This is a genomic window from Caballeronia sordidicola, assembly GCF_001544455.2.
Lineage (GTDB): Bacteria > Pseudomonadota > Gammaproteobacteria > Burkholderiales > Burkholderiaceae > Caballeronia > Caballeronia sordidicola.
This window is the reverse complement of record NZ_FCOC02000031.1, coordinates 38,219-61,330: the sequence shown is the minus strand read 5'-3', so window position 1 is coordinate 61,330 and position 23,112 is coordinate 38,219. Positions and strand designations below refer to the sequence as shown.

The following is a 23,112-nucleotide window of genomic DNA, read 5'->3' as shown; positions in this document are numbered from 1 at the left end:
TTCGGTAGGCTGCATGGCGAGCTCCCATCGTTGGATCGGAAGCTCCCAGCATCGCACCAGAAGCAAAACACGACATTAGGATATTGCCCCTACAGTAAAAAAGTTGATAATTTATCTTATGTAAAATTCATAAATGTTGAGATGGACCAATAACCGGGGCGGCCGACGAACTTACCTTAATCAATAGGCGGGAACCTGACACCTTCGTGAGATCGATTAAAGCGAATGATAAGCACATTACTAAGCAGCGCGAACGCATTGCCGTTCCTAAAGCAATTACGGCGCCATCACATACCGCCAGACCGCAGCACACTCGCTTTCTGATATTCGATAGTTGGGCATGGCTTTGCGCAGTAAGACATTCGCCGGATCAATGCCGTCCCTGACCGCGCGACAAAAAGATTGCGAGTCGTAACGGCTGGGCGGCCCTCCTCGACGACTCTTCGCATCAAGCAGGTTACTCGTCGTCAGCGGTGGTGCAAAGGCGGTTCCTGTGGAAGTTTGAGAATGGCAGTTAATGCATCGTGTAGTCCAGGACGGCAGAAGCTGATTGTCGCCACGAAGGTGCCCTGCAACCGGGTGCTCACCGGAGAAGATCGCGCACCCAAGGTTGTCCGAAGCGCAAGAGAGCTCGCCACGTGCCAGACCGGCCATGGTGATCAATGCCACGTTGATGGCTACACGGACCGATAAACACAGGAAGCGTTGTCCGATCATCAGTGCAGACGCAGCGTAAGGGACAGGCTCGGCACACCCTTTGAGTTCATGGCAAAAAGCATATAGTAGCCTGGCACTGCAACACCGGGATCGGACGGAATCTTGAGCAGGTATTCACCACCCGTGCCTACAGTGAAGGCTACCGGCACGCGCCGTTGTTCATTATTGACAGCATGCGTATTCGACGACAACCGCATCAGCGCGAATGCCTTGATGCCGCTACTGGCCGTTACGGCAATCGAAGTGCCGAGGGTGGCGTCGGCCGGCGCTGCGCTGAGAGTTGGCCGCGTTGCTGCGGTCCCATCCGCATTTAGCAGATAAGGCGGGGTCAGTATTTCAACGTTGGTGTGATTCGTTGCGCAACCACCGCATAATCCGCCACCGCCGCTCAGCACACGTCCGTCTGGCAATAGCAATGCGACGCTGTGATAGGTCCGTGGTACAGCTTGAGGCGCGAGTTGTGAAAAGACTTTCGTCGTCGGATCCCATAGCTCCGGCGTCAGCACCGCAGTGTCGTCCGAGAAAGGCTGTGCGAACGCCTGCCCGCCCACCACCACAACCTGTCCATTGGGCAACGCTACGCTGCTGCTGAATGCCCTTTTGTAGGCCATTGAAGGAAGCGCCGTCGCAACCGCCGTGCCGGTACTGATATCAATCAAAGTAGCATTCGACGTCGCGTTAGCCTGCTCGTAGCTCGGAGCACCGCCCACGGCGAGAATCTTGCCGATGTCGTACATGACCGCGTTGCCATTCATTGCGTCGGTGTCATTGGCCCGCTTGCCGGCATCCGTTACGGTGCCGTTACCAGCTGTGTCGAACCAGTGCATGGCTACGCTCGGTCCCGCGTGGAAAACCCGGCCGTTGGACACCGCGAACATCCAGGCGTGATTGTCCGCGCGGAAAATGCCGCCCGCGTCATTCGTGAGAATATAGTCGGCAAGGATCGCGGTGTTCAATCTCCAGCCCGAACCGGAGGTCCACGTCTCGCCGTTCTTCCCTCCTTCGCCCCCATTCCACGAACCTCCGAGCGTGAATACACTTCCGTTACTGAGCGTAACCGTGCCTTCGTAACCGCGCGGGATATTCATCAGATCGACCGAGGACCATGCACCGGTTGTCGCCGAGTAAAGACTCGTCTTGGAACTGCTCGACCCGCCATTCACAAGCAAGCGGCCATCCGGCAGATTCGCAATCCCGGGGCAGAACATGTCGTGCCCGGTATTGCTCACCAGCATTTGCTTGAACGTTCCTGCCGTGGGATTAAAGACTGCCGTATAGGTCTTTCCTGGTGTTATCTCCCCGGAAGTGAAATCAAGCTGCATATCGGCGGACCAGACCACCACGTTCCCAGTGGGAAGATTCGCCGCTGCCGCTGGAACCATTGGCAGCGTGATCGGCGCCGTCCACTTCGATGGCAGCGTCTTTACGTTCAGGCCACTCAACTGCCAAGTCTGCACGGCGCTTCCGTTGCATACCTGCTGCTCGATCGGCTGACTCCAGCCCGTCAAGCTCATTGCGGCCAGACACAAGCCACTGTGCGACGCGACGATCGCGTACCCGTTACCTTGCGGCTTCAGCGTGAAATTCTGGTTGTTTTGATTATTGCAGGTCCATTGGATGACCGCCCCACCAGCGTTCATGCTCTCACCCGAAACGTCCATGCACAGGCTGCTGTTCTGGTTGACGAATTCGTACGTACTCCCATTGACAACAGGTCGCCACTGCTGATTGCCACCGCCGCTGCAACCCCATGAGTTCACCGCAGCGCCCGGCGTGGTCGACGCCGAATCGACGTCCGCACACAAAGTTGCGGCGTTTACGGAGATCGACCCGACGGTTTGCGCCGTGACGGCGCTGGAAAGCGTGACAAGGACCCCTGCAAAGACAATGGAGACCAGCGCATTCACGCATCTGCGGAATGACGGCAAGATTATCCCGACGAAACAGATTCGCGCCACGATCTGTCCTCCATTGAATTGAGTCACCCATTCGCAAGCGCGCTCAGCACATCCCTAACGTCGTCCGCGCGCGGAAACTCAGGGCTGCGCCAGCGAAGTCTTGCGCTCGCATCGAAGCAATAGATCTGTGTAGCGTGATCGGCTATGTTCCCAAGCGGCAATTGACTACCCGAGAGTGTCTTGCGCATTTGATCGACGTCTTGCAACGCAGGCGTCGCCGCGTTCCATGCCGGACCAGCTTGAAAACGCGTGAGCCAATAATGGAGAGCGGACGGCGAATCGGAAAGCGGATCGATTCCGATCGACAGCAATTGGACCGGGTAGCGACCGTGGATCTGCGGCAGGCGTTCTTGAACCGCGCTGAACAGCGCACCTTGGAGGGGACAAACCGATCCGCAGCCCGTGTAAATAGTTTGAACTGCTGTGACGCGCTGGAGAAGGAAGCTGCTGAGTAGCTGCTTCTTGCCGGTCTGATCGATTAAGAAGGTATCGTCAAGACGGGCTGGTGGGCTAACAAGACCGATTGTTCCATGCTGCGCATACAAGGAGGGGCATGCAGTCGCCGTTGCGAGCACCGCGGCGTTACGCAGCAGGGTGCGCCGGGACCATAGACGAGCAGAACCCGAATGAGAGGTTTCCGGGTACTCGTAAATTTTCAGATGGAACAAGGCATCGTACTCCGCAAGAGCGTGACGAATTACCAAATTTCACACCATCAAAAAACGCCATTCAGCGTGATGCATACCGCATAGTGATGCTCATCATGTTGATCTCATCTTATGCGAATCCGAAGCGCTCTTGATGTGCACTTGCGCACATAACTTAGCATCTTGATGAGCACTTCTCCAAAAACGAGGAACAAGGATTTCTTTGCTGACCTTACGTTGCTGCTCCCCTTACGTTATTAAGCAAGTCATCTACTTCGCCCCATGGGGCTCTCGATTAGTCAAACTCCATTCGACGCATTGCTATGGATTGTAGATAGATTGAAACCCGCCTTTGGATGGCGCAGAATTTCTGTGGTGAGCCCACTCGCGAAAGTTGTCCAGTATCCCGCCTGAGTGCGGGTTGACAAAGTGAAACAGAACCGTTGACCTGACGCTCTGCGGCAGGCACGCCTCGTTCGCATGGAGCGATCGCATCCCCCAGAAGAAATACATGTTGCCGGGCTGAAGCAGTACGACGCGTGCACCGAACGTCCGCCGCACGACCGGGGACGCGAGCGCCCTGCGCGTCAACGAGTTCTGCATGAATGCCTTTTCGGCAAGGTTGACCATTGATGACGACCGGATCTTGCGCAGGTTCGGGTACATCACCAGATCGCCGCACGGCTCGTTCGGGCAGTTCGGAATGGTGAGCGGTAGCAGCGCGGTAACGACATAAGTGTCATAGTGGAACAGGTTCGAGGCCTTAAGTCCAAGATCGCCCGATAGCACTCGCAAAGCGGGGACAATTATTTTTTCCGCGGCTTGACGCCCTGTGCCGCGTTGGTAAAGCCCGTCGAGTATTCGCAGCAGGTCAGGCGAGTCGGTGAATGCCGCAAGCGGTGACTCGTCAAGCCAGGTATGCCCGGCATAAATGAACATCTGGCGCTGATGTTTGTCCAGCTCACGCTGAACATAAGCGCTTGACATATAGATTTCGTCTGGCGAAAGAACATTGCGAAGAGTTCCAACGCCGGTCGCATCCATTTCGAGGCTCAATGTATCGAGTCCCTGATCCGTTACGCGTCTTAATCCACAGTCCGACACTTGATTTGGCGAAGGTTCCATAAGCACCTCGTGCGATGTCGCTTGCGCAATAGTTCGTCTTAAGTGTCTTTCAAATATCTCAAGGAATGCTTTCAGTTGTCACGGAGTTTGTTGGCAGTTATGTGCGTTGCGTAACGTCGCGTGCATGCACGGGTGATCAAATCGGCTCAAAGTTAGTTTGCCTGATCATTCGAATCAAGCGATCAATTAGCGCTGACGTTGTTCGATAAGATCATCCCGGTGCCGTGAGTTTCGGTGTAACTGTCGCCGCAGCCGATCGAACTATTTCCACTAGCCGACATACTGGTGCAGCCGTTGAGGTTGATGGCGGTTGCACACCGCCGTATAAGATTGGCTGAGACCACGCCGCCCGTACGATTTACCGCTTTAATGCCGCTTCCACCGGGGCCGTCGAACCCTTCAACGACGTTGCCGACGATCACGGCGCCGCTTGGATTCGATTCGAGATGTATGCCGTGCTTGACGCTTGCCTGACCGACCACAGTGTTGCCGTTGATAACGGGATCGGACACGTCGGAACAATGTATGCCATTCATTCCCATGTAGCGCAGATTGTTACCAAGGATCGACGGGGAATTTTGATGAAGCGCCAGGATGCCGGCCGCGCCATCAGCGGCATTGCACAGAACGCTGTTGTTGGTGACGGTAGTACCCTCCCCGCGTTCATGCCACTTGAATGTAAGGAGCGGCGCGCCAGCTGCGATCGGATTGCTTGCAACCAGCATTTTTGCGGAGACACTGATGACGAAAGTTGCGTTGGGCACGCCTGCGCCCGTAATCAGTTGCCCGAGTTGGACCGCCGGGTTGGCAGCCGTTAGCGTGACCCGCGCGGTGCCGTCGGTCGTCGCCCGCTGTTTGACGGCCACGGCCGAGTCAATGTCCGATCCCTGCAGGGAGATCGCCGCTTGTGCGTGACCGCGCGTGAGATCGATGGTATTGCCCGATATGACACATTGCACCGCTCCACCATAAACAGCGATGCCCGCGTGAATCGGCTCCCAGGACGACCCGGTACCATCGGTTGCCGCGCGATCAATGATCACCGTGTTACCGGTGACCGAGCAGGCGAGCGAGCGAATGATGGCGATGCCCCACCATTTCGCGCCTTCCACGGTATTGCCCGTGATCGTCGAATTGTTGACGTTTTCGGAAACGATGCTGCGCCGAAACGATCCGCGTACAACGTTACCGACCACAGTACACATATTGTCCTGTAGGGGGAACGACTCAGCATGATAGTCGGCAAGCCCTTCGAGATGGATGCCTATGCGGCAGTCTTGACCAACCTTGGCCGTCACGAGATTACCGACAATAGTAGCGGCGCAGCCCCAGACCGTGATCCCATCCCCGCGGTCCTCGCCATAGCTTGAGGTTTGCAATGGCCCGCCACCTGCGCCAATGCAATCCAGAATCCTGTTGTTGGAGATGATGAAGTCGTGATACTCGCCAGTTGACTCCACCTGAATTCCGTTCTGGAATTGACGAATCGTCGAACGCGTCACGGTTCCTGCGCTTGCGCGAAACATGATGCCGACGTTTCTAGCGCCCGTATTCGATTGAAGCAAGTTCCAGTTGGTGAGAAGAATTCCATCGAATTCACATGCGTCCGCCGTCACCGTAATTGCGGCATCAGTGGCAATGCCGGCAGTAAAGCGCAACTCGCCGCCGCCCTGCACGCGCAATTTTTTGCCAATTTTGAGCGGATGCCTGAGCTGGAATACGTAGCCGCCAGGTACATTGATGATTGCCACGCCGCTGCCGAACGCTTTTTGTATTGCAACGCTGTGGTCGAGCGATGGCGTTCCCCGGCGTGCATCGTCGCGCATGTCTGGCGCCATGAAGTCAAGCACGCTTGCTTCACAATCTGGCACACACTCTTTTGCCGCTGCTGCTGGCACGGCCGCGAAATAACTCGCAATAGCGACGCCGGCAGTCGTGGAGATTCTCGTCAGAAAGTTGCGCCTCGGTTCAGTCACGGCATGTTCTCGCAGGTTCAAGCCGCGCTGAATGGGCGGGCGACATTACGGATACTGAGTGTGAACGAGTCGCCGGAAACAGCTTGCGCGACGATCAATCGCGCTAGTTGACCAAACGCTGCGGCGTTCGTTGACGAAGAGCACTGCGCCGATCAAGTCACCTACTTGTTCTCGGCGTTTGTCTGGGGTTTGCGGATTCTGGTCACTCCAGGTATCCGCATGAGTGCGGACTTGATCGCTCCCAATGGCAAGACTCGCCACGCCAGCGGAACGCCGGTCATCTGCGCCGCAAACCACGGCACGGAGGAGTCGTCCTCAATGTCGAACGCCCTGAGGCGATACGGATCGGTCCTCTCGTCATTCCAGCCCACCGCCGTGGTGCGCGCGGTCTTGTATCCCGTCGCCTTGAGTATTTCCACTTCGCGGGCTGTGTATCGGCCGTACGGATACGCAAAGTGTTCGCAAGACGCGCCCGTGAGTTGCTCCACCTCTTGCTTCGAGCACACCAGTTCGTCGGTGCATTCTTCAACATTCAGGCGCGTGAGCGTCGGATGAAAGCGCGTGTGAGACTGGAAGTCGACGTGAGGAAGCATCGCCTCGATTTGTTCGCGGCTCAGTCCGCTGACCGGGGTATCAATGCTGCGTTCGTGCTGCTGGTATCCATACGACGCCAGTTCTTCGAGCCGTTCGGCATTTGCCAGTTTTATCAGGCGCTTGATCCCTGCGCGTTGTGCTCCCGGCGTAAGCCACCAGTGCGTGCGTTCATGCGCCACGATACTGCTGCATATATAGATCGTCGGACGAATGCCGTGCTTGATAAACACCGGCAGCAACGCTGCATTCCCGACATGACCATCGTCGAACGTAAGTGCTGCGCGGGGGCGGCCTCTGCCGGGCGTATTGACCTCGGACATCGGAACGAAGTCGCAGTACTGCTTCAGATATTGAAGATGGGCGTCGAGTGTCGCGGGATTCGGATCGTGATACAAGAGCACGGCGACTCGATCTCGCCACAGCATAAGACGCGTTACCGTCTTCAGGACGTCGAGAATAACCGATTGTGTCAGGATCGTTCGCGTCATTGGCGTCGGTTTCATGTCGCCTCTAGATTGTCCTGTGCGTGCGCATGCGTTGCATATCGTTATACAGTCCTCAATAACCCATGAACGTACGGTTACACACACATCAAGTCCGGCGCGGCCGAAGTTCCAAGCAAATCCGTTCCGTACGGGTGCATCACGTCTGAAGAAAATCAAGTAAGTCTTTTTACCCTATACCGCTTTCTTGCCACCAGGAAGAACGGTTTATTTAGCTCCTTCGCTGTGCGTTTGCGAACGGACGGGATTAAAACTGCATCGCAGACTGTGATTGTGCTAGATGGGAAGAACGCTTTTGCGCCCTGCTTTGGCATACCCGCAAGCAAGACTTTCCTGCATGGCTAGATTGCATTGGTCGAGCTTCAAAGACATTGGCATTGAAGTGCTTCTTCACACCGTATCCCGGCAACCAGACCAAAACGGAGTGAGCGCCGAGGGATGAGCCGAATTATTAGTATTACGTAGTCTTGTCGCCGCACATCTTCCGTTCAGACAAAAGAAAGTCCACTCGGCGTTGCCGAATTCTTGTGAATGATACGAGCTGGATAGCAGAATCGAAACGTCCCGGCGTTCGGGGCATTGGATCAAGCCAACACAACCGCAACACCGGAACCTAGCTTGCGTCAGCGCTTCGCCGGGTTGATACAAGCGATCGGCTAAACCTCTTCATCAATGATGGGCGCCTTATGAACGAGCTTTCTCCCAGGTTGCAGGCTGCCAACCAACGCCAAAATAATATCGATCTGGTCCAGTATCTCGACGTGATCTCCGCGCACCGTTGGCTGGTCCTCGCAATCGCCGGCACTGTCTTGGCTCTAGGAACCGCGTACAGCTTTCTCTCGCCTCCTGTTTATCAATCAGACATTTTGATTCAAGTTGAACAGGAAGTTCCTACCAACACAAAAAGTCTGCTTGGCGACGTATCAAGTCTTTTCGACGTCAAAACGGAAACTACTGCGCAGATCGAAGTGCTGCGTTCCCGCATGGTGGTTGGAAAAGCCGTTGATAATCTTAAGCTTTATATCAATGCGGAACCTAAGCGCTTTCCGCTGATCGGAAGCTTTCTCGCGCGCTGGAATAAAGGCCTGTCAACACCTGGCCTGCTAGGAGCTGGCGGCTATGCATGGGGCAATGAATCGATCAACGTCGCTGTCTTTGACGTGCCCGAGGATCTCGAAGGCGAAGACTTCAAGCTAACCTCGCTTGGGAATGGTCGATACAAGGTCAGGCAGAAAAATCTCGACGCGCCGATTTATGGGCGAGTCGGCGAGACGATCGTCTCGAACGAAGATGTTGGATTAGTCACGATCCGCGTGCAGGCACTCAACGCCAACCCCGGAACCGAGTTCATTCTGGTGCGCAAGTCACGGCTGAAGACGCTGGAAACTCTGCAAGACAAGCTGTTCATCTTAGAGAAGGGCAAGCAAAGTGGCATTATCAGCGCGTCATTGACTGGTGCGGACCGGCAATTGACGGCAAAAATCCTCAACGAGATCGGCGAAGAATACGTCGCAACGAACATCGCCCGAAAAGCCGCCGAGGCGGAGAAATCCTTGGCGTTCCTTGGTGATTTACTTCCGCAACTCAAGAGCGACCTTGAGAGTTCGGAGAGCAGCTATAACGCTTTGCGAATCAAGCGTGGTACGTTCGACCTGAGTGAGGAAGGCAAAACCTATCTGAAAGAAAGTGTCGACTTGCAGGCAAATCTGATTGCGCTCAAGCAAAAACGCATGGAACTCGCCGGGCATTTTACCGGAGACTATCCGGCAGTTCGGGCCGTCGATCAACAAATTGCCGCTCTGAGCGACAAAGCAGCTTCCTTGTCGCAGCGAATGACCGACCTGCCTCAACTGGAGCAGGAATCTCTACGGCTAACGCGTGACGTCCGCGTGAACAATGACCTTTATGTCGGCATGCTAAATAACATGCAACAGTTAAAACTGGTCAAAGCGGGCAAAGTCGGTACTGTGCGTTTGCTTGACCGCCCTGTTGTAGCGAAAGATCCTGTCAAGCCGAACAAACCGCTGCTGATCGCCGCCTCGGCAGCGCTCGGGCTTCTGCTGGGGGTGGTGGTGACGTTTGTCCGTCATAGCATTCGTGGCGGCATTAGAGATCCTCAAGATATCGAAGAACAAACCGGGCTGACCGTTTATGCAACCGTGCCAGTTTCGCGCATGCAAGCGAACCTTGAGCAAGAAGCCCGGACGCGCAAGGATGGTCTGTTCCTGCTTGCAACGCATGCACCGGAGGACCCGTCGGTGGAAAGCCTGCGAGGGTTGCGCATAGCGCTGCGGCTGGCAATGCTGGATGCAGGAAGCAATCGCGTGTTGCTCACCGGTCCGAGCGAACAAATCGGCAAATCGTTTCTGTGCGCGAATCTCGCGGTCGTGATGACAAGCGCCGGCAAGCGCGTGCTGCTGGTCGATTCCGACCTGCGCAGGGGACACCTGAATCAATATTTCGGCAAAAAAGCCCAGCCGGGACTTTCCGATGTGTTGATGCAACGTGCCACGGTGGATCAGGCGCTGCAGCGTAACGTCGCGCCTGGGCTCGACTTCCTCGCAAACGGCACGACGCCGCCCAACCCTGCGGAGCTTTTGATGAGCGATCAGATGGGACTCCTGTTGGATTCGATCGGCAGCAGTTACGACATGGTGCTCATCGATACTCCGCCCGTACTTGCCGTCTCCGATGCAGCGGTGCTGGCGGATCGCTGCGGCAGCGTGTTTCTCGTCGCGCGTTTTGGCACGACATCTGCGGGCGAACTGCGCGAATCGGTAAAGCGGCTCAGGCAAGCGAGCGTAGAGCTGAAAGGTGTGATCTTCAACGCGTTCGATCCCGCCGCATACCGCTACAGCCTCAGCGCAGCGGGCCGCGACCGATATTCTTCGTATCAGTTCCAGTATTCGACTGTTGCGGCAGAAACCAAATCGGGTAGTTGATTTTTTGTTTTTCATAATTAGCGCCATCCCGCGGAAGATGAATGCGGTATGGCTGACTTGGCCTTGTCATACCGAACCCTGACTAGACAATGATCGTAAATGTGAAGCATTCGGTCGTCAGCGTCGCGGGCGTCATCTTGAGCCAGACCGCAAATTTCATCGCAGTAATCTTGATAGGAAAGTTTTGCGGGCCGAGCGAACTCGGCTACTTCAGTCAGTTGAACGCAATCGGGCTTTTCGCAGGATCGGTGCTAGGCTTGCGGCTAGAGGTCGCCTGCATGGCGGCGGAAAAGAAAATCGCCGTTGAAGCGCTGGTTAGTTCAAGCATTGTGGCGACTGCGATAGCGCTGCTTTTGGCCGGCCTTGGTGTCGCCAGCGGACAGGAAAAGTACATGTCCGTGCTTTTGCTTTCTTGCGGTGTCTTTTATCAGGCAGCACTCGGTTCAGCACTGGCAAGTGAACGTAGGTATGTCGGTATCGCCGTGCAGCGCGCGCTTCCGAATGTCGTGTTTGCATTGGTATTCGTCGTGCTCATGACGGTCGCAAAAACCACATGGAGCGGCGCGCACATTTTTGTTGTGTACAGCTTGGTCTTTTTTGCATCGGCCGCTCTTCCATTGTTCAGCTACTTATTTTCTAACCGGGCAATGTTGACGCGGCGGTGCCTTCAGTTTTCGCGTTTGCAACTGGATTACGCCAAATTTTCGCTACCGACCACGTCTCTCAATTCAGTTGTGATCTATTCGATCGCGATCCTTATGCCGCTTGCATTCGCACCACACGATGCGGGCGTGTTCGCCTTGGCATACCGCGTCGGATATTTTCCGGCGTCCCTTTTATCTCAAAGCCTCGGTGCCGTATTCCGCCGCGATCTGATCGATCTTGTGGAAAATGGAAACGGCACGGGCAGCATTCGCAATCCAGCAACTTCTTTCTCGCGGATTCTCATGCCGCTCAGCGTGCTGCTTATCTTCGCCGGCTACCTTGGCCTCGCTCTCATTATCAATTTCAAGATGGGCGATCTTTGGCAGCCGTCAATGCACGTTTATCTGGTCTTCTGCCCATACTTCCTGGCTATGGCCGTGTTCGGATCGCTGGCTCAGGTCTTTATTGTTTTCAACCAGCAAAAATTCGACCTTTTGATCCAGATAATGAGTACGGTAAGCATCTTCCTTATTTTTGGCGCTACCAGCATCTTCAAATTGGATTTCATGCTGGTCATTCTCCTTCTGAGTTTATCCGGAACGTTGGTGGCATGCATCGGCATTTATTACTCCGTCAACGTGGCCAAAGGTAGCCCAAGGCTAGAGTCTGCTGTATAAGCCATTGGGTTTGCGCTCCTGGCAACTGGAGGGAATCAACGTGCGTATTGTCAAATTGCCCGGCGTGATCGGGGAAAGCGCGAGTCCGGGTGTGTCCGCAGCGATCTGGCTGCTGGTGTTATCCCTTCTATGCTTCGTTGCCATTAGCCATGAATCAACGCTTCCCGCCAGATTTTTATTGGATGAACAGTTCATTCTTGAACGAATGATCGCCGACGTGCATTTTGAAGCGTTCGGCGACGCGTTCGACAATCTTGCGTGGATTTTTCGTTCACTCGGGTTGAGCACGCTAGCGATCACGGTAGTCGGATTTTTTGGCTCGACCTTAGGATTCGTATTCGCAATCTGGCGATCGGAAGTGAAGAGCCTGAGCTGTATGGAATTCCTGATCACGTGCTTTTGGCTTTTTGATCAAACGGTGTACATCGGGATGCTTTCCAAGGAAATTGTCATATCGCTAGCAGTGTTGCTCCTTCTCCTATGCAAAGATTCGCGGTTCTTGATCCTGGTCTTCATAACCTGTTCATCGGTTATCGCGATCTTCTTTCGTTCTTATTGGGCGATCACGCTTGTTCCAACCTTGATGCTTTACTTTGGGCCGCCATTTTTTCGCAGGCTTCCGTTTCTCATTGCGCTTGCCGTCCTCGTGTTCGCATGCGTGGCCGTGGACTTCCGCATCCAGTACGGCGAAGCGCTGGATTTTGCACGGCAGATGGTGAACGAAACGAGAGATCCAACCGAGGTCGCTTCGCTTATTGTGCAATTCATTCCGGGAGGTAATATGGTCTCGGATGTAACTAACGCCATGCTTATCTTGAGCACGTTCCTGTTTCCCGTGCCGCTGATCCTCTCAGGCGTGGCAACTCAGACTATTGGCGGAATCTGCACTTTTTTCACGCTTGTTCCCATGTTTTCGCGCTACCGTACGTGGAAAGCGCTCCGGGAACCTCGCCGCTTCGAGAAGCTGTGCTTTTGCTTTGCATTCAGCTTTCTTGTAACCCAGGCGATCTTCGAGCCTGACTACGGCTCGTTCCTCCGCCACCTTTCGCCCATTTCACCGCTCTTAATGTATCTATTGCTCTCGTCGCGATCAGCGCAGGAGTCCGATGCATCTTAGCCGGGATAGAAGACCAGGCGACCGCATTCGGAAATTCGCTCAGTACTACATGAACGGCAGTTCACGGCATCAGCGAATGTGGACCGCGTCGTCCAAGCAGCGATCTATACCCGAGGCGGCAATTATGTTGTTCCAACGTAGATGCTCCAGCGTCGAAGGGTCGTTGAGCGGGACCGCGTTGTCCGACAGATGTCCCATTCCGGCGAATATGTCCGGGCCGGTCACTTTGCACTGTATGCCGAACGCAGCAGCGGCATTCAGATTGGACGGCGAGTCGTTACAGATAATCCTTTTCCCGAGCGCAGCATACTCAAGAAGCTTCGTCGGCGTTTGAACGTTGTATGGACGTGTGTATGGAATCGTCGATATTGCAAAGGTGCAGTTCTTAACGACGTCGAGCGCATCGCGTTGCGACAATCTTCCCGTAAATATCAGGCCAGGTGCACCTTGATATTCGTTGGCAATTTCCTTTTCTACAGCGCCGACAAGCACCAGCGTCTCGGACGATCGCCCGGCAGAAACGAACCCTGCAAGGAATTCATGAACGCCCCTCTCCCGCGTGATCTCACCCATATAGCAGAATGTCCCGGAAGGTAGCGACCGGTTACGTGGCGTTTGGCTTGAAAAAATCCAGTCTGGTACACCCATTGGCAACAGAATCGTTTCTACGCCGTCTTTGAAGTTCATCAGCTCACGCATGGAACTGTTCTGGAAAATCCGCAGATGCGGACGCGGCTGCAACACCCTTTTTGCAGCGTCTTTCAGCGTTATGTAACTTCCGACGGACAAGGAACGATAATCATGAATGATGTAACGCGACACCAGTTTTTTGGGATAAAACCCCATAATGCACCAGAGCACATAATTTTCAGGATCGCCAATTTTTCCATAGTCGGCAATCATCCCAGAAGAAACTTTGTAACCCTTGTTCTGGAAGTACGCGATATAGGCGCTTATTTCCGGATAATTGGCTTTTCCTGTGTGCAAGATAAATATCTTCATATTTCTAAACCCCTGTCTCTGTGCTTGGTTTTTATAGTTATCATCCGATATTTTGAAAAATGAATTAAATTGGCTATGCGTAGATGTTGAGTTTTGCCAGAATGTAACTGTCTATATTTGAATTCTTTATAATATTGTCCCATGTGAGCTGCGTGAAGTTAATACGCTGATTCGATTTCGCGGAATTGATGGTCGCCGTGGTAATTTCGGAAAATATGTCAGAACTGGTGATAATGCTATTGATCTGCAAGTCTTCGCAGCACGCAACATTTGAAGGGGAATCATTGCATAATATCTTTTTTCCGAGTGCGGCGTATTCCAGCAACTTAGTGGGCGTCTGGTAACAATGCGGACGATGATATGGGAAATACGACACCGCAACCGACGATTTGGCTACAAGGGCGAGCGCGTCGCGTTGCGGCATGGGCCCAGCGAAGACCAAGCCTGGCCTGCTAGCGTAACGATCATAAAGGCGAGGTTCTGGCTTACCAACCAGGAGGAATGAGGCTTCAGTATTTTGGAAATTACCAAGAAATGCATCGATCACAAAATTGAAGCCTCGCTCGAAGCTCATATCTCCGATATAGCAAAAATCCGCGATATTTTCGGCATTCGGCGGCAATGGCGGTACATCAAAGATCCATTCTGGAACCCCCATTGGAAGAATCACCGATGGAACGTCGTCGTTGAACCTCATGATGTTTTGCTGAAGCGTATTCTGAAAAACGCGAAGATCTGGCTTGGCATTCAGATAACGCTTTGCGATATCTTTGATCCGCGCCGTGCTGCCGACGGACAGCGACCGGTAGTCGTGAATAACAAAGTCCGAGGTAATCCGTTGCGGATAAAACCCCATGATTGCCCACACGAGGAAAGCTTCCTTATTCTCCAGTGCTTTATAATCGCTTAACGTACCGATTACCACCTCAACGCCGCGCGCCCTATAGTAATCTGCGTAGGCCATAAGCTCGGGATAATTAGCCCGACCGGGGTGTAATAGGAAGAGTTTGTACACTATTGCTCCTCGAAACGCCGATGCGATAACCGCATCAATCAATTGTGTGCGTGATAACTACGCGGGTTCGTCCGCATTAGGCTGGACGTCGCACGGGTCGATTACACGATTCTCGAACGCTTCCTTTGTATCTTTTTCAACTGCCGACTCGTAGGTGTTCAGCCATCTGCGAAAGATCGTGTCCATTGAAAACTTGGTTAGGGCGAGTTCCCGCGCCGCATGGCCCACTCGCTCTCTAAGCTGCCGGTCATCGCGCAACTGCTTCAGATAACTTGCCATCTCTTCCTTGGTCGAGGCGATAAATCCTGTAACGCCATGAACCACAACGTCACGATTGCCGACCACGTCGGTCACCACAGCGGGGATGCCCGCGACCTGTGCTTCGATCAACGCAACGGGCATCCCTTCCCAGCGCGACGTCTGGACATAAATGTCCAGTCCCGACATCAACTCCAAAGCGCGCGAGCGTGTGAGCCAACCACTACAAGTGATAGCCGAGCTTTGCTCAAGAAGGGACAATTCGTCTGTGTTTCCGCCGATCCAAAGAAACTTGGCAGTCACATCGTGTAACTCGATAGCAAGCGCGAAAAAGAGCTCTTGATGCTTCTGAAACGACGCGCGGCCATTCATTCCTATGACCACATTTTCGTCATCGCGGACCACGCGAAGCGGGATACTATTGATATCGACGCCGTTCTCGATCAGTTTGGCGTCTTTCACCCGAAGCTGCGTCTCGATCTCATGTAGCTCACTTGGTGAGCAAGCAACGACCGTCCCCCCCATTAAATGCGCCATTCGTTCGAAAGTCAGATAAGCGAGTTGCTTTTTACGGGAGACGTCGCGGCGAAGAAAAGAAAGACCGTGTGGCGAATAGAACACCTTTGCATTCGGGGTTGCAATCTTTGCAGCTGCTCGCCCCAGCACACCCGCTTTTGAGGAGTGCAGGTGAATGACGTCCGGCCCGCACCGGCGAAGCTGCCTCACTAGCCCCCAAACGCTTAAGCAGTCGTTCCGGACGTGGACCTCCCTGCACATGTGGACATACACCAAGTCGACTTTGGGATGGAACAGTTCCGCGAAGTTTTTCGGCGTCTCAGTTCGTATGGAATAGAGCACCGTGACCTCGGCCCCCGTTGATACCGCGCGGTTGCAAAGCTCTGTCAGCATTGATAAAACGCCTCCTCCCAATGCCTCTGTAACGTGAACGATTTTCATGGGCCTCCCACGCCAATTATCAATTTTCCCCGGTTTTCGAAATACTCATGACTCATGTTTTGGTTGGCGGTCTTGAGCCCGAGATTGATCTGGTATGTAGATTGCAAAAGCACTTTCCAAAACGAAAAGCGGCAGCAGGATTGCGGTATCAGCTGCATTGCTTGCGGGATTTCTGTACTTACTGCTTTGGATTCAGCAACCTTCTTATAAATCGAAGGAGCAATAATCAGATATAAATCGGCGAGGAAACGACAGATTCAGCAGACATAATTTCGGCCTGTATTCGCACGGTCTGTGCAGCCAAGCGGCCTTCGACTGTGCTGCTTAACAAGCTAACCATCGGGTTGACGCATGCCCCGAACAAAGCTGCATCAGTATAAATTCAATCTCGATAATGCCTGCCACGAAATCTTTACGTGACAGTAAAAGCATTAAAAATGCTGCTCTGTGCGGAAGGACACACCGCAGAAGCATAAGTTTTTGTCATATAAAATAATATAAGAATTGTGAGTATTATTATTATTTAAGGACGATTATTTTAATCAAAACAGTCAGTATATCCAACAGCAAATGACCGATTTGGAACGGTTTCCGACGCCATTAAATTGCGAGCTTCTCGTTCTATAATGCGCGTTTTGTAGTAGGTGGAATCTTTTTTGTCGGCGCACCATAGCGTATGCTCGGACCGACCGCTGGTTGAGGGTTGGCGTCAGCCTGGATAAGCCGACGGCCTGAGGCTTGAGACAAGGCCGGGATTTGATTACACCCGTTTTTAATTCGAGTCTATGTCTGGTAGAAGACTCGTGCTCCGTTCACGGTTTTGGCGCACTCGATGCGGCGAGGCAGATCTGATGTGGTTAAAAATCAAACGCGCGGGTTCTGTGGTGCTCGTGATGTTCGTCTTTCTCACGCTTACCGTGCTTATGTGGGCTTTCCAGACTGTTGAAAAAATCGTCAATCGATCGAAGAACCGATCCGACAAATCGCAAGGGCCACCATGCGCCTGAGCCCCTGTGAATGCAAACGCTTTGCTTCAGGTTGCCGGTGAGCGCCCGTCGTGATCGCGATTGATTTTCGGCTGTACTCGTCCTTGCGGGCCGGCACGTAACTGCCAGTCCGCATTCATGCAAACCGGTGATCCTCCAGCGCGTGGCGGCAGACCTGCAACATCCGCTGAACGACGGTACTTGCCGGATTCAACCTCATGTCGCCGGTGAAAAGACCCTGGACATCGGCGCGTTTTAACGCAATGCCCACAGTAAGCAGGTCGCGTTGCGCAATCTGCAACGCAAGTTGCCCAAGGCGTACCCTCTCAAGCCACGGCAGATTCAGGCGGTTGACCGAAAGCCATGAGCGGCACGCAATCACGACATGGTCGACGCGCCAGTCACTGGCAAGCGCATACGTCGCCGCGGCCGTGGCGACGACAAAGCACAGTAGTTCCGCGTGCGCCTCGGGAAGGAGGCTCATATCACCTGTTTCCATACTTGCACTTTTTACAATGAACGCCGGAAGGTATTGGCAGCGATCCGCCTGGATTGCGGCATCCGATATCCTGCCACGATAAGTCGTCGGCGAGGTGGGTTTCGGAATTTGGGGTATGGTCAATCGCGTGAACCGCATTGCAAGAGCTTACCCATATGAGGGCAAGTCTGCCGAAACAACAGCCGGAACGCTTTAGGCAAACATCAGGCCGCGCGCTTTTTCACGAAGGGATCGCGCTCAGATAAGGCGGCAACTCCGGCTGTTCCAGACGGCTCACAAGATCAAAACGCAGCATCCAGCGGGTATCGGCTTCGTCGAGATGCTTTTGCAACTCTCTTGCGGCGCGTGCGGGCTTGCCGGCAAGAAGCGCGTCGAATACGCGCAGGTGCTCGGCAAGCGCGTTATCGATCAGTTCGCCCGGAATGCTCAGGTACGGATCAGCGAGATAGCGCGTCGGCACGAACAGCACATGGGTGCGCGCAAGCGCCTGAACGATCTCACGGTTCGGACAATGTGAAAGCAGATCGATATGCAGATCCGTTTCCGCCGTATCCATATCCGAGCCGCCGCGCGCGATTTCGGCGGCAAGGCGTTCGCGCATGATCCCCAGCTTTTCGCGGCTGACGAACGGCGCGGCGTGGATCAGCGCGGTGGGTTCGAGCAGCCGCCGCATTTCAAACAGATGCCCGATGCGCTCCGCCGTGACGCGTTCGGCGACCCAGTGACCAATGCGATCCTTCGACAAGGCGCCCACGCTATGCATGCGCGCCATGACGTCCCGCGCGACGGTACGGCTGACGTTGAAATGTTGCGCGAGCCGCTCTTCCGTAATGCGCACGGAACCGAACAGCACGCGCGTGCAGAGTTCTCGTTCGACGGCCGCGTACATGCGCTCCCATTGCGGCGTGCTCGTCAGTTCCAGTTTATCGAGCGTGGCGGAGCGGCCGTCCGGGCAGCCGCTGGATCGTCCCGCCACGAGATAGCCCCGCCCTTCGCTTTCCGTCAGGAGTTTGTCGGCACATAAAGCGGCCAGTGCGGATCGCGCCGGAGAGCGGCTGATGCTGAAGGACTTCGCCACTTGCGCTTCGAGCAGCTTCTCTCCGGGCAGGATGCGCCCGGACTCGATCATCTCTCTCAACAGAAGATAAACGCGTCGACGAATCGAATCGCTGGATTCTGCAGGCGACTCAGCCTCTGGTGTGACGATTGATGAACTCATGTTGGGTCGTGGCGCGCGTTTCGAAAATGACGAAGCCTTACTCTAGCGCATCGTTGCATCGGCGGGAGCAGCGCGGCTATCAGACTAGCGGGCGAGGAAACGGCCGATCTCGCGGTTCAGAAAATCGGCGGAATGCGCGTCGGCGTCGGTGGCCGCGAGGTGGCCGCTCGTCGAGGGCAAGCGCAGGAACGTGCAGTCCTGAATCATACCTGCTGCGAACTCGGCCGCTTCGACCGGGTTGTACAGGTCCAGCCCGGGCGCGCCAATCAGCGTCCGCGCCCGGATCGATTGCAGCGCGCGTTCCGTATCGCCGTCGAACCCGGGCGTCATACCCACATCATGCGCATCGTAAGCCCACGACTGATAAATCCAGTCCAACGGATCGCCCCGCTGTTCGCTCAACCACGCAGCCCGTTGCGCGATCCAGCCAGGAACGTTGGTGGCATCGGGCACGTCCCTGGCAAATCGTTCTGGCGTGCGCATCGCGAAGATGTGCATGATCGCGGTCCAGGCCTGCGCTCCTCCGCTTCCCGCTTCGAGACATAGACGGGCAGCGTGGTTCATCGCCGCGGCCCATGGCGCGGTCTTTGCCATCGGCGTCAGTGCAACAATGCTGCGCATGAATCGCGGATAGGAAACGCCCCACTGCAGCGCCTGCATGCCGCCCATGGATGCGCCAGCGACGCATTCCAGGCTGTGAACGCCGAGATGCCCGAGCAGCGCCATCTGGCTTTCGACCATGTCTCGGATTGTAAAGCGCGGGAATTGCCGGCCGGGCTGCTTCGGCGAATTCGATGGAGAACTCGACAAGCCGTTGCCGATGGCATCGGCCACAATGATCGTGACCTTGTCGGGATCGAATGCGCGCTCGCGGCCAATCAGGAAATCGAGCCGGTGATGCGTACTGCCAATGGCGCACAGGCCGAGCACCACAGGTCTCGACGTATCGGCGAGATCGCCGTGGATCACGTACGAGATCTTCAACTCGTCCATGCACTCGCCCGACTCCAGCCGGAACGCGCCGAGCGCACATTCATGATGCGCGGACTCGATCCATCCGGGTTGCATCGGCGGATGCGGCATGATCAGAACTCGATCACGGAACGGATGTCGATACCGCGCGCGAGCCGGTCCAGTCCCATGTTGATATCGGCGAGCTTGATGCGGTCAGTGATGTATTCGTCCAGCAGCAATGTCCCTTTGAAATACGCGTCCACCAGCATGGGAAAGTCGCGCTTGGGCACCGCGCCGCCATAACTCGCGCGCACGATGCGCTTCTCGCCCATCAGCGTCGACCAGCGCAATGAAAGGTTTTCTTGCGCGGGCAATTTGCCGAGCCATATCACGTTGCCGCCCACACGCACGAGTTCGAGACTCGCGCGAAACGCGACGGGGTTTCCTGCTGCTTCGAACACATAGTCGGCGCCTCGCCCCCATGTCAGTTCGGCGAGCGCGCCGTTGAGATGTTCATCGGCTAAGAGCGCATGGGTTGCGCCGAAGGTGCTTGCCAACTGCAACTTGTGCGCATCGCGATCGACCGCGATGATCCGCTCGGCGCCTGCAAGCCTTGCGCCCTGTATGGCCGATAACCCCACGGACCCGCAGCCGATCACGCAGACCGAGCTTCCGGCCTCGACCTTGGCGACGTTCAGCACCGCGCCCACGCCTGTCATCACGCCGCAGCCGATCAGGCACGCGCGGTCGAACGGCATCTCCTTCGATATCGGCACGGCGCAATCGGCCGTCACCACGCACAGTTCCGCGAAGCTTCCGGAATACATGAGTTGATGCACCGGGTTTTCGTCGAGAAAAAGCCGCGGCCTGCCGTCGAAATGCCACGCCGCCGGCGACCGGTCACGATACTGCTGGCAAAGTACCGATTGCTGCCTCATGCAATAAAAGCAGCCGTTGCAATGCGGATTCCATGACGTGATCACGTGGTCGCCCACCGCGAGATGCGTCACCGCCTTGCCCACCCACTGCACGACGCCTGCCGCTTCGTGGCCAGGCACGAACGGCACCGGCACGCCAAGATCTCCGCGGACCGCTTCAAGATCCGTGTGGCAAAGGCTGGTTGCCCGCACGCTGACCACAACATCGTTATCGGCCAGCGCACCGAGCGTCAGGCGCTCGACGGTGAGTGGCCGCCCTGTTTCAGTCAATACCGCCGCGGCAAAGTTCATGGGATCAACGACGCTGCGCCGCGCCCTTGTAAAGTATCTGCTGGTTGCGCTCGCCGATCTGCTGGTGCAACGCGACGAACTCGGGTTCGAGATCGGCCGTTGGCCGCGGTTCGTGCTCGAAAGTGTTGAAGGTATCCACGCCGCGCACGAGCGTCGCGCTGTCGTCGCCTTCCAGCTGGCGGACGTAGGTTGGAATGTAGCGGATCGCGTAACCGATCCGGCGTTTATCGGACGCGTTCGGCGGCGAGCCGTGCACAATGCGCACGTGGTGCAGCGACATCTCGCCGGGCTCCAGTTCGATCGATACCGCTTGCGACTCGTCCACGTCCACGGCGACTTCCTGCCCGCGCGTGAGCAGGTTGTGCTCGGAGAATGTATCTCGATGAGGAATCTGGTCGAGGAGATGTGTTTTGGGAACGACCTGCATGGCGCCGTTCAATTTATTGCTCTCCGACAACGCCACCCACGCGGTCACCACGTCCGGCGCCGACAGTCCCCAATACGTCGAATCCTGATGCCATGAAACAAAGGCCGGATCGCGCGCGTCCTTGATGAAGAAACTGCTTGCCCAGCAGAGCAGGTTTTCGCCGTAGAGGTCGTCGATGGCATCGACAATTTCACGCCGTCTCACCAGCTCGTTCAACCACGGAAACAGCAAGTGGCTTTTCACGTTCAGCGCTTTCTTGCGCAGCTTGTCGTTGCCATGCTCGAAGTCTTCCAGGCGTTCGCGCAGTTCGAGCGCCTGCGCCACCGGCATCACGCGGATGGGCGCAACGTAGCCGAACTCCTTGAAGTGCCGGACCTGTTCTGCAGTGAGTGCTTTCAACATGTATCGTCTCCGGGTTAAAACGTTGGGCGCCTGCGCCGCTTACACCGTCTACGCCGCCTGAACGGCTGCGAGGCGTTCCGTCTGCGCTTGCGCGGCAGTTGGCGGTTCGAGCGAGTGGCCGCCCGAGGTCAAGACGCGGCAGTCGACGCCACGCACGTCCGTGATACCGCACAGCGCCATGGTCAGATCCAGTTCGCTGCGAATGATCTCGAGGCAACGGGTCACGCCCGCCTCGCCCTGCGCGCCAAGTCCATATAAGAAAGCCCTGCCTATATAAACCGCGCTCGCCCCGCATGCGAGCGCCTTGAGCACGTCCTGGCCGGAGCGAATGCCGCCGTCCATGTGCACTTCTATTTCGCCGCGGACGGCATCGGCAATATGAGGCAATGCGCAAATAGTCGATAACGCGCCGTCTAGCTGCCGGCCGCCGTGGTTCGAGACAATCAGCGCATCGGCGCCGCACCGCGCTGCCATCAACGCGTCTTCCGGGTCGAGGATGCCCTTCACGATCAGCTTGCCTTTCCAGAGACGCCTCACCCATTCCACGTCTTTCCACGTGAGGGTTGCGTCGAACTGATCGGTGGCCCAGTCGGCCATGGAAGCAATGCCCGTCACGCCGGGCGCATGCCCGACAATATTGCCGAAGGTACGCCGCGGCGTACCCAGCATGCCGGCGCACCAGCGCGGCCGGCTCATCATGTTCACGATATTGCGCGGCGTGAGTTTCGGCGGCGCGGACAAACCGTTCTTGCGGTCCTTGTGGCGTTGCCCCTGGATTTGCAGGTCGAGTGTCAGCACAAGTGCGGAACATCCCGCTGCCTCGGCACGCCGGATCAGGCTCGCGATAAACCCGCGGTCGCGCATCATGTAAAGCTGGAACCAGAACGGCCGCGTGGTTGCCCCGGCAACATCCTCGATGGAACAAATGCTCATGGTCGACAGCGTGAACGGCACGCCGAAGCGCTCGGCCGCGCGCGCCGCGAGTATCTCGCCGTCCGCGTGCTGCATGCCGGTGAGGCCGGTCGGCGCAAGCGCCACGGGCATGGTGACGGGCGTACCGGCCATCGTGGTCGAAAGATTGCGCACGCTGAAATCCACCGCCACGCGCTGGCGGAAGTGCAGCCGGGCGAAGTCGTCCGAGTTCGCGCGATACGTGGATTCCGTCCACGAACCGGCATCGACGTATTCGTAGAACATCTTCGGCACGCGCCTTTTCGCTGCGATTCGCAGTTCTTCGACAGTCGCGAAATAGGTCATCTCGAG

Annotated in this window: 17 protein-coding genes; 3 read left to right on the top strand and 14 right to left on the bottom strand. The window is 55.8% G+C overall.

Annotation, left to right across the window (positions count from 1 at the left end; genetic code table 11):
• Nucleotides 1–716: 716 nt before the first annotated feature.
• The 5 genes from AWB64_RS28840 to AWB64_RS28820 form a co-directional block, all read right to left on the bottom strand.
• Nucleotides 717–2,624 carry an RICIN domain-containing protein gene (locus AWB64_RS28840; protein ID WP_374728655.1) on the bottom strand — a complete coding sequence of 636 codons (1,908 nt, stop codon included), beginning with the start codon at nucleotides 2,622–2,624 and terminating at the stop codon, nucleotides 717–719.
• A 74-nt stretch (nucleotides 2,625–2,698) separates the two neighbouring features.
• Nucleotides 2,699–3,334, bottom strand: coding sequence for an SCO family protein (locus AWB64_RS28835; RefSeq protein WP_060858833.1), 636 nt, complete (start codon nucleotides 3,332–3,334; stop codon nucleotides 2,699–2,701).
• 309 nt (nucleotides 3,335–3,643) lie between these two features.
• Nucleotides 3,644–4,366 (bottom strand): hypothetical protein, encoded by a 723-nt coding sequence (locus AWB64_RS28830; RefSeq protein ID WP_244164245.1) that lies wholly within the window; start codon nucleotides 4,364–4,366, stop codon nucleotides 3,644–3,646.
• A gap of 263 nt (nucleotides 4,367–4,629) precedes the next feature.
• Complete coding sequence (locus tag AWB64_RS28825; protein ID WP_244164244.1) at nucleotides 4,630–6,273, bottom strand: NosD domain-containing protein; 1,644 nt, start codon at nucleotides 6,271–6,273, stop codon at nucleotides 4,630–4,632.
• Nucleotides 6,274–6,584: 311 nt separating this feature from the next.
• Nucleotides 6,585–7,520, bottom strand: coding sequence for a polysaccharide deacetylase family protein (locus tag AWB64_RS28820; RefSeq protein ID WP_060858824.1), 936 nt, complete (start codon nucleotides 7,518–7,520; stop codon nucleotides 6,585–6,587).
• Nucleotides 7,521–8,206: 686 nt separating this feature from the next.
• Here AWB64_RS28820 and AWB64_RS28815 point away from each other — a divergent pair.
• From AWB64_RS28815 to AWB64_RS28805, 3 genes are all read left to right on the top strand, one after another.
• The gene (locus AWB64_RS28815; protein ID WP_060858823.1) at nucleotides 8,207–10,462 is read left to right on the top strand and encodes a polysaccharide biosynthesis tyrosine autokinase; all 2,256 of its coding nucleotides are present in this window, start codon (nucleotides 8,207–8,209) and stop codon (nucleotides 10,460–10,462) included.
• 101 nt (nucleotides 10,463–10,563) lie between these two features.
• On the top strand, nucleotides 10,564–11,784 hold the full coding sequence (locus tag AWB64_RS28810; protein WP_244164243.1) for a polysaccharide biosynthesis protein: 1,221 nt from the start codon (nucleotides 10,564–10,566) through the stop codon (nucleotides 11,782–11,784).
• Between the two features lie 40 nt (nucleotides 11,785–11,824).
• Nucleotides 11,825–12,901 (top strand): hypothetical protein, encoded by a 1,077-nt coding sequence (locus AWB64_RS28805; RefSeq protein ID WP_208603331.1) that lies wholly within the window; start codon nucleotides 11,825–11,827, stop codon nucleotides 12,899–12,901.
• A 69-nt stretch (nucleotides 12,902–12,970) separates the two neighbouring features.
• On the opposite strand, the gene AWB64_RS28800 is transcribed toward AWB64_RS28805, so the two are convergent.
• From AWB64_RS28800 to AWB64_RS28760, 9 genes are all read right to left on the bottom strand, one after another.
• The gene (locus tag AWB64_RS28800) at nucleotides 12,971–13,903 is read right to left on the bottom strand and encodes a glycosyltransferase family protein (RefSeq protein ID WP_060858821.1); all 933 of its coding nucleotides are present in this window, start codon (nucleotides 13,901–13,903) and stop codon (nucleotides 12,971–12,973) included.
• Between the two features lie 73 nt (nucleotides 13,904–13,976).
• Entirely contained in the window at nucleotides 13,977–14,918 is a 942-nt protein-coding gene (locus AWB64_RS28795; protein ID WP_060858820.1) for a glycosyltransferase, read from the bottom strand.
• 57 nt (nucleotides 14,919–14,975) lie between these two features.
• Nucleotides 14,976–16,133 carry a glycosyltransferase gene (locus tag AWB64_RS28790; RefSeq protein WP_060858819.1) on the bottom strand — a complete coding sequence of 386 codons (1,158 nt, stop codon included), beginning with the start codon at nucleotides 16,131–16,133 and terminating at the stop codon, nucleotides 14,976–14,978.
• Between the two features lie 1,122 nt (nucleotides 16,134–17,255).
• Nucleotides 17,256–17,603 (bottom strand): hypothetical protein, encoded by a 348-nt coding sequence (locus AWB64_RS28785; protein ID WP_244164242.1) that lies wholly within the window; start codon nucleotides 17,601–17,603, stop codon nucleotides 17,256–17,258.
• Nucleotides 17,604–17,838: 235 nt separating this feature from the next.
• The gene (locus AWB64_RS28780; RefSeq protein ID WP_060858817.1) at nucleotides 17,839–18,837 is read right to left on the bottom strand and encodes a GntR family transcriptional regulator; all 999 of its coding nucleotides are present in this window, start codon (nucleotides 18,835–18,837) and stop codon (nucleotides 17,839–17,841) included.
• Nucleotides 18,838–18,921: 84 nt separating this feature from the next.
• On the bottom strand, nucleotides 18,922–19,920 hold the full coding sequence (locus AWB64_RS28775; RefSeq protein WP_060858816.1) for an alpha/beta fold hydrolase: 999 nt from the start codon (nucleotides 19,918–19,920) through the stop codon (nucleotides 18,922–18,924).
• Nucleotides 19,921–19,922: 2 nt separating this feature from the next.
• Nucleotides 19,923–21,020: a Zn-dependent alcohol dehydrogenase gene (locus AWB64_RS28770; RefSeq protein WP_060858815.1), complete on the bottom strand. Its 1,098-nt coding sequence runs from the start codon at nucleotides 21,018–21,020 to the stop codon at nucleotides 19,923–19,925.
• Nucleotides 21,021–21,024: 4 nt separating this feature from the next.
• Nucleotides 21,025–21,849 carry a phytanoyl-CoA dioxygenase family protein gene (locus tag AWB64_RS28765; RefSeq protein WP_060858814.1) on the bottom strand — a complete coding sequence of 275 codons (825 nt, stop codon included), beginning with the start codon at nucleotides 21,847–21,849 and terminating at the stop codon, nucleotides 21,025–21,027.
• A gap of 48 nt (nucleotides 21,850–21,897) precedes the next feature.
• Complete coding sequence (locus AWB64_RS28760) at nucleotides 21,898–23,106, bottom strand: alpha-hydroxy acid oxidase (RefSeq protein ID WP_082850674.1); 1,209 nt, start codon at nucleotides 23,104–23,106, stop codon at nucleotides 21,898–21,900.
• Nucleotides 23,107–23,112: the final 6 nt, after the last annotated feature.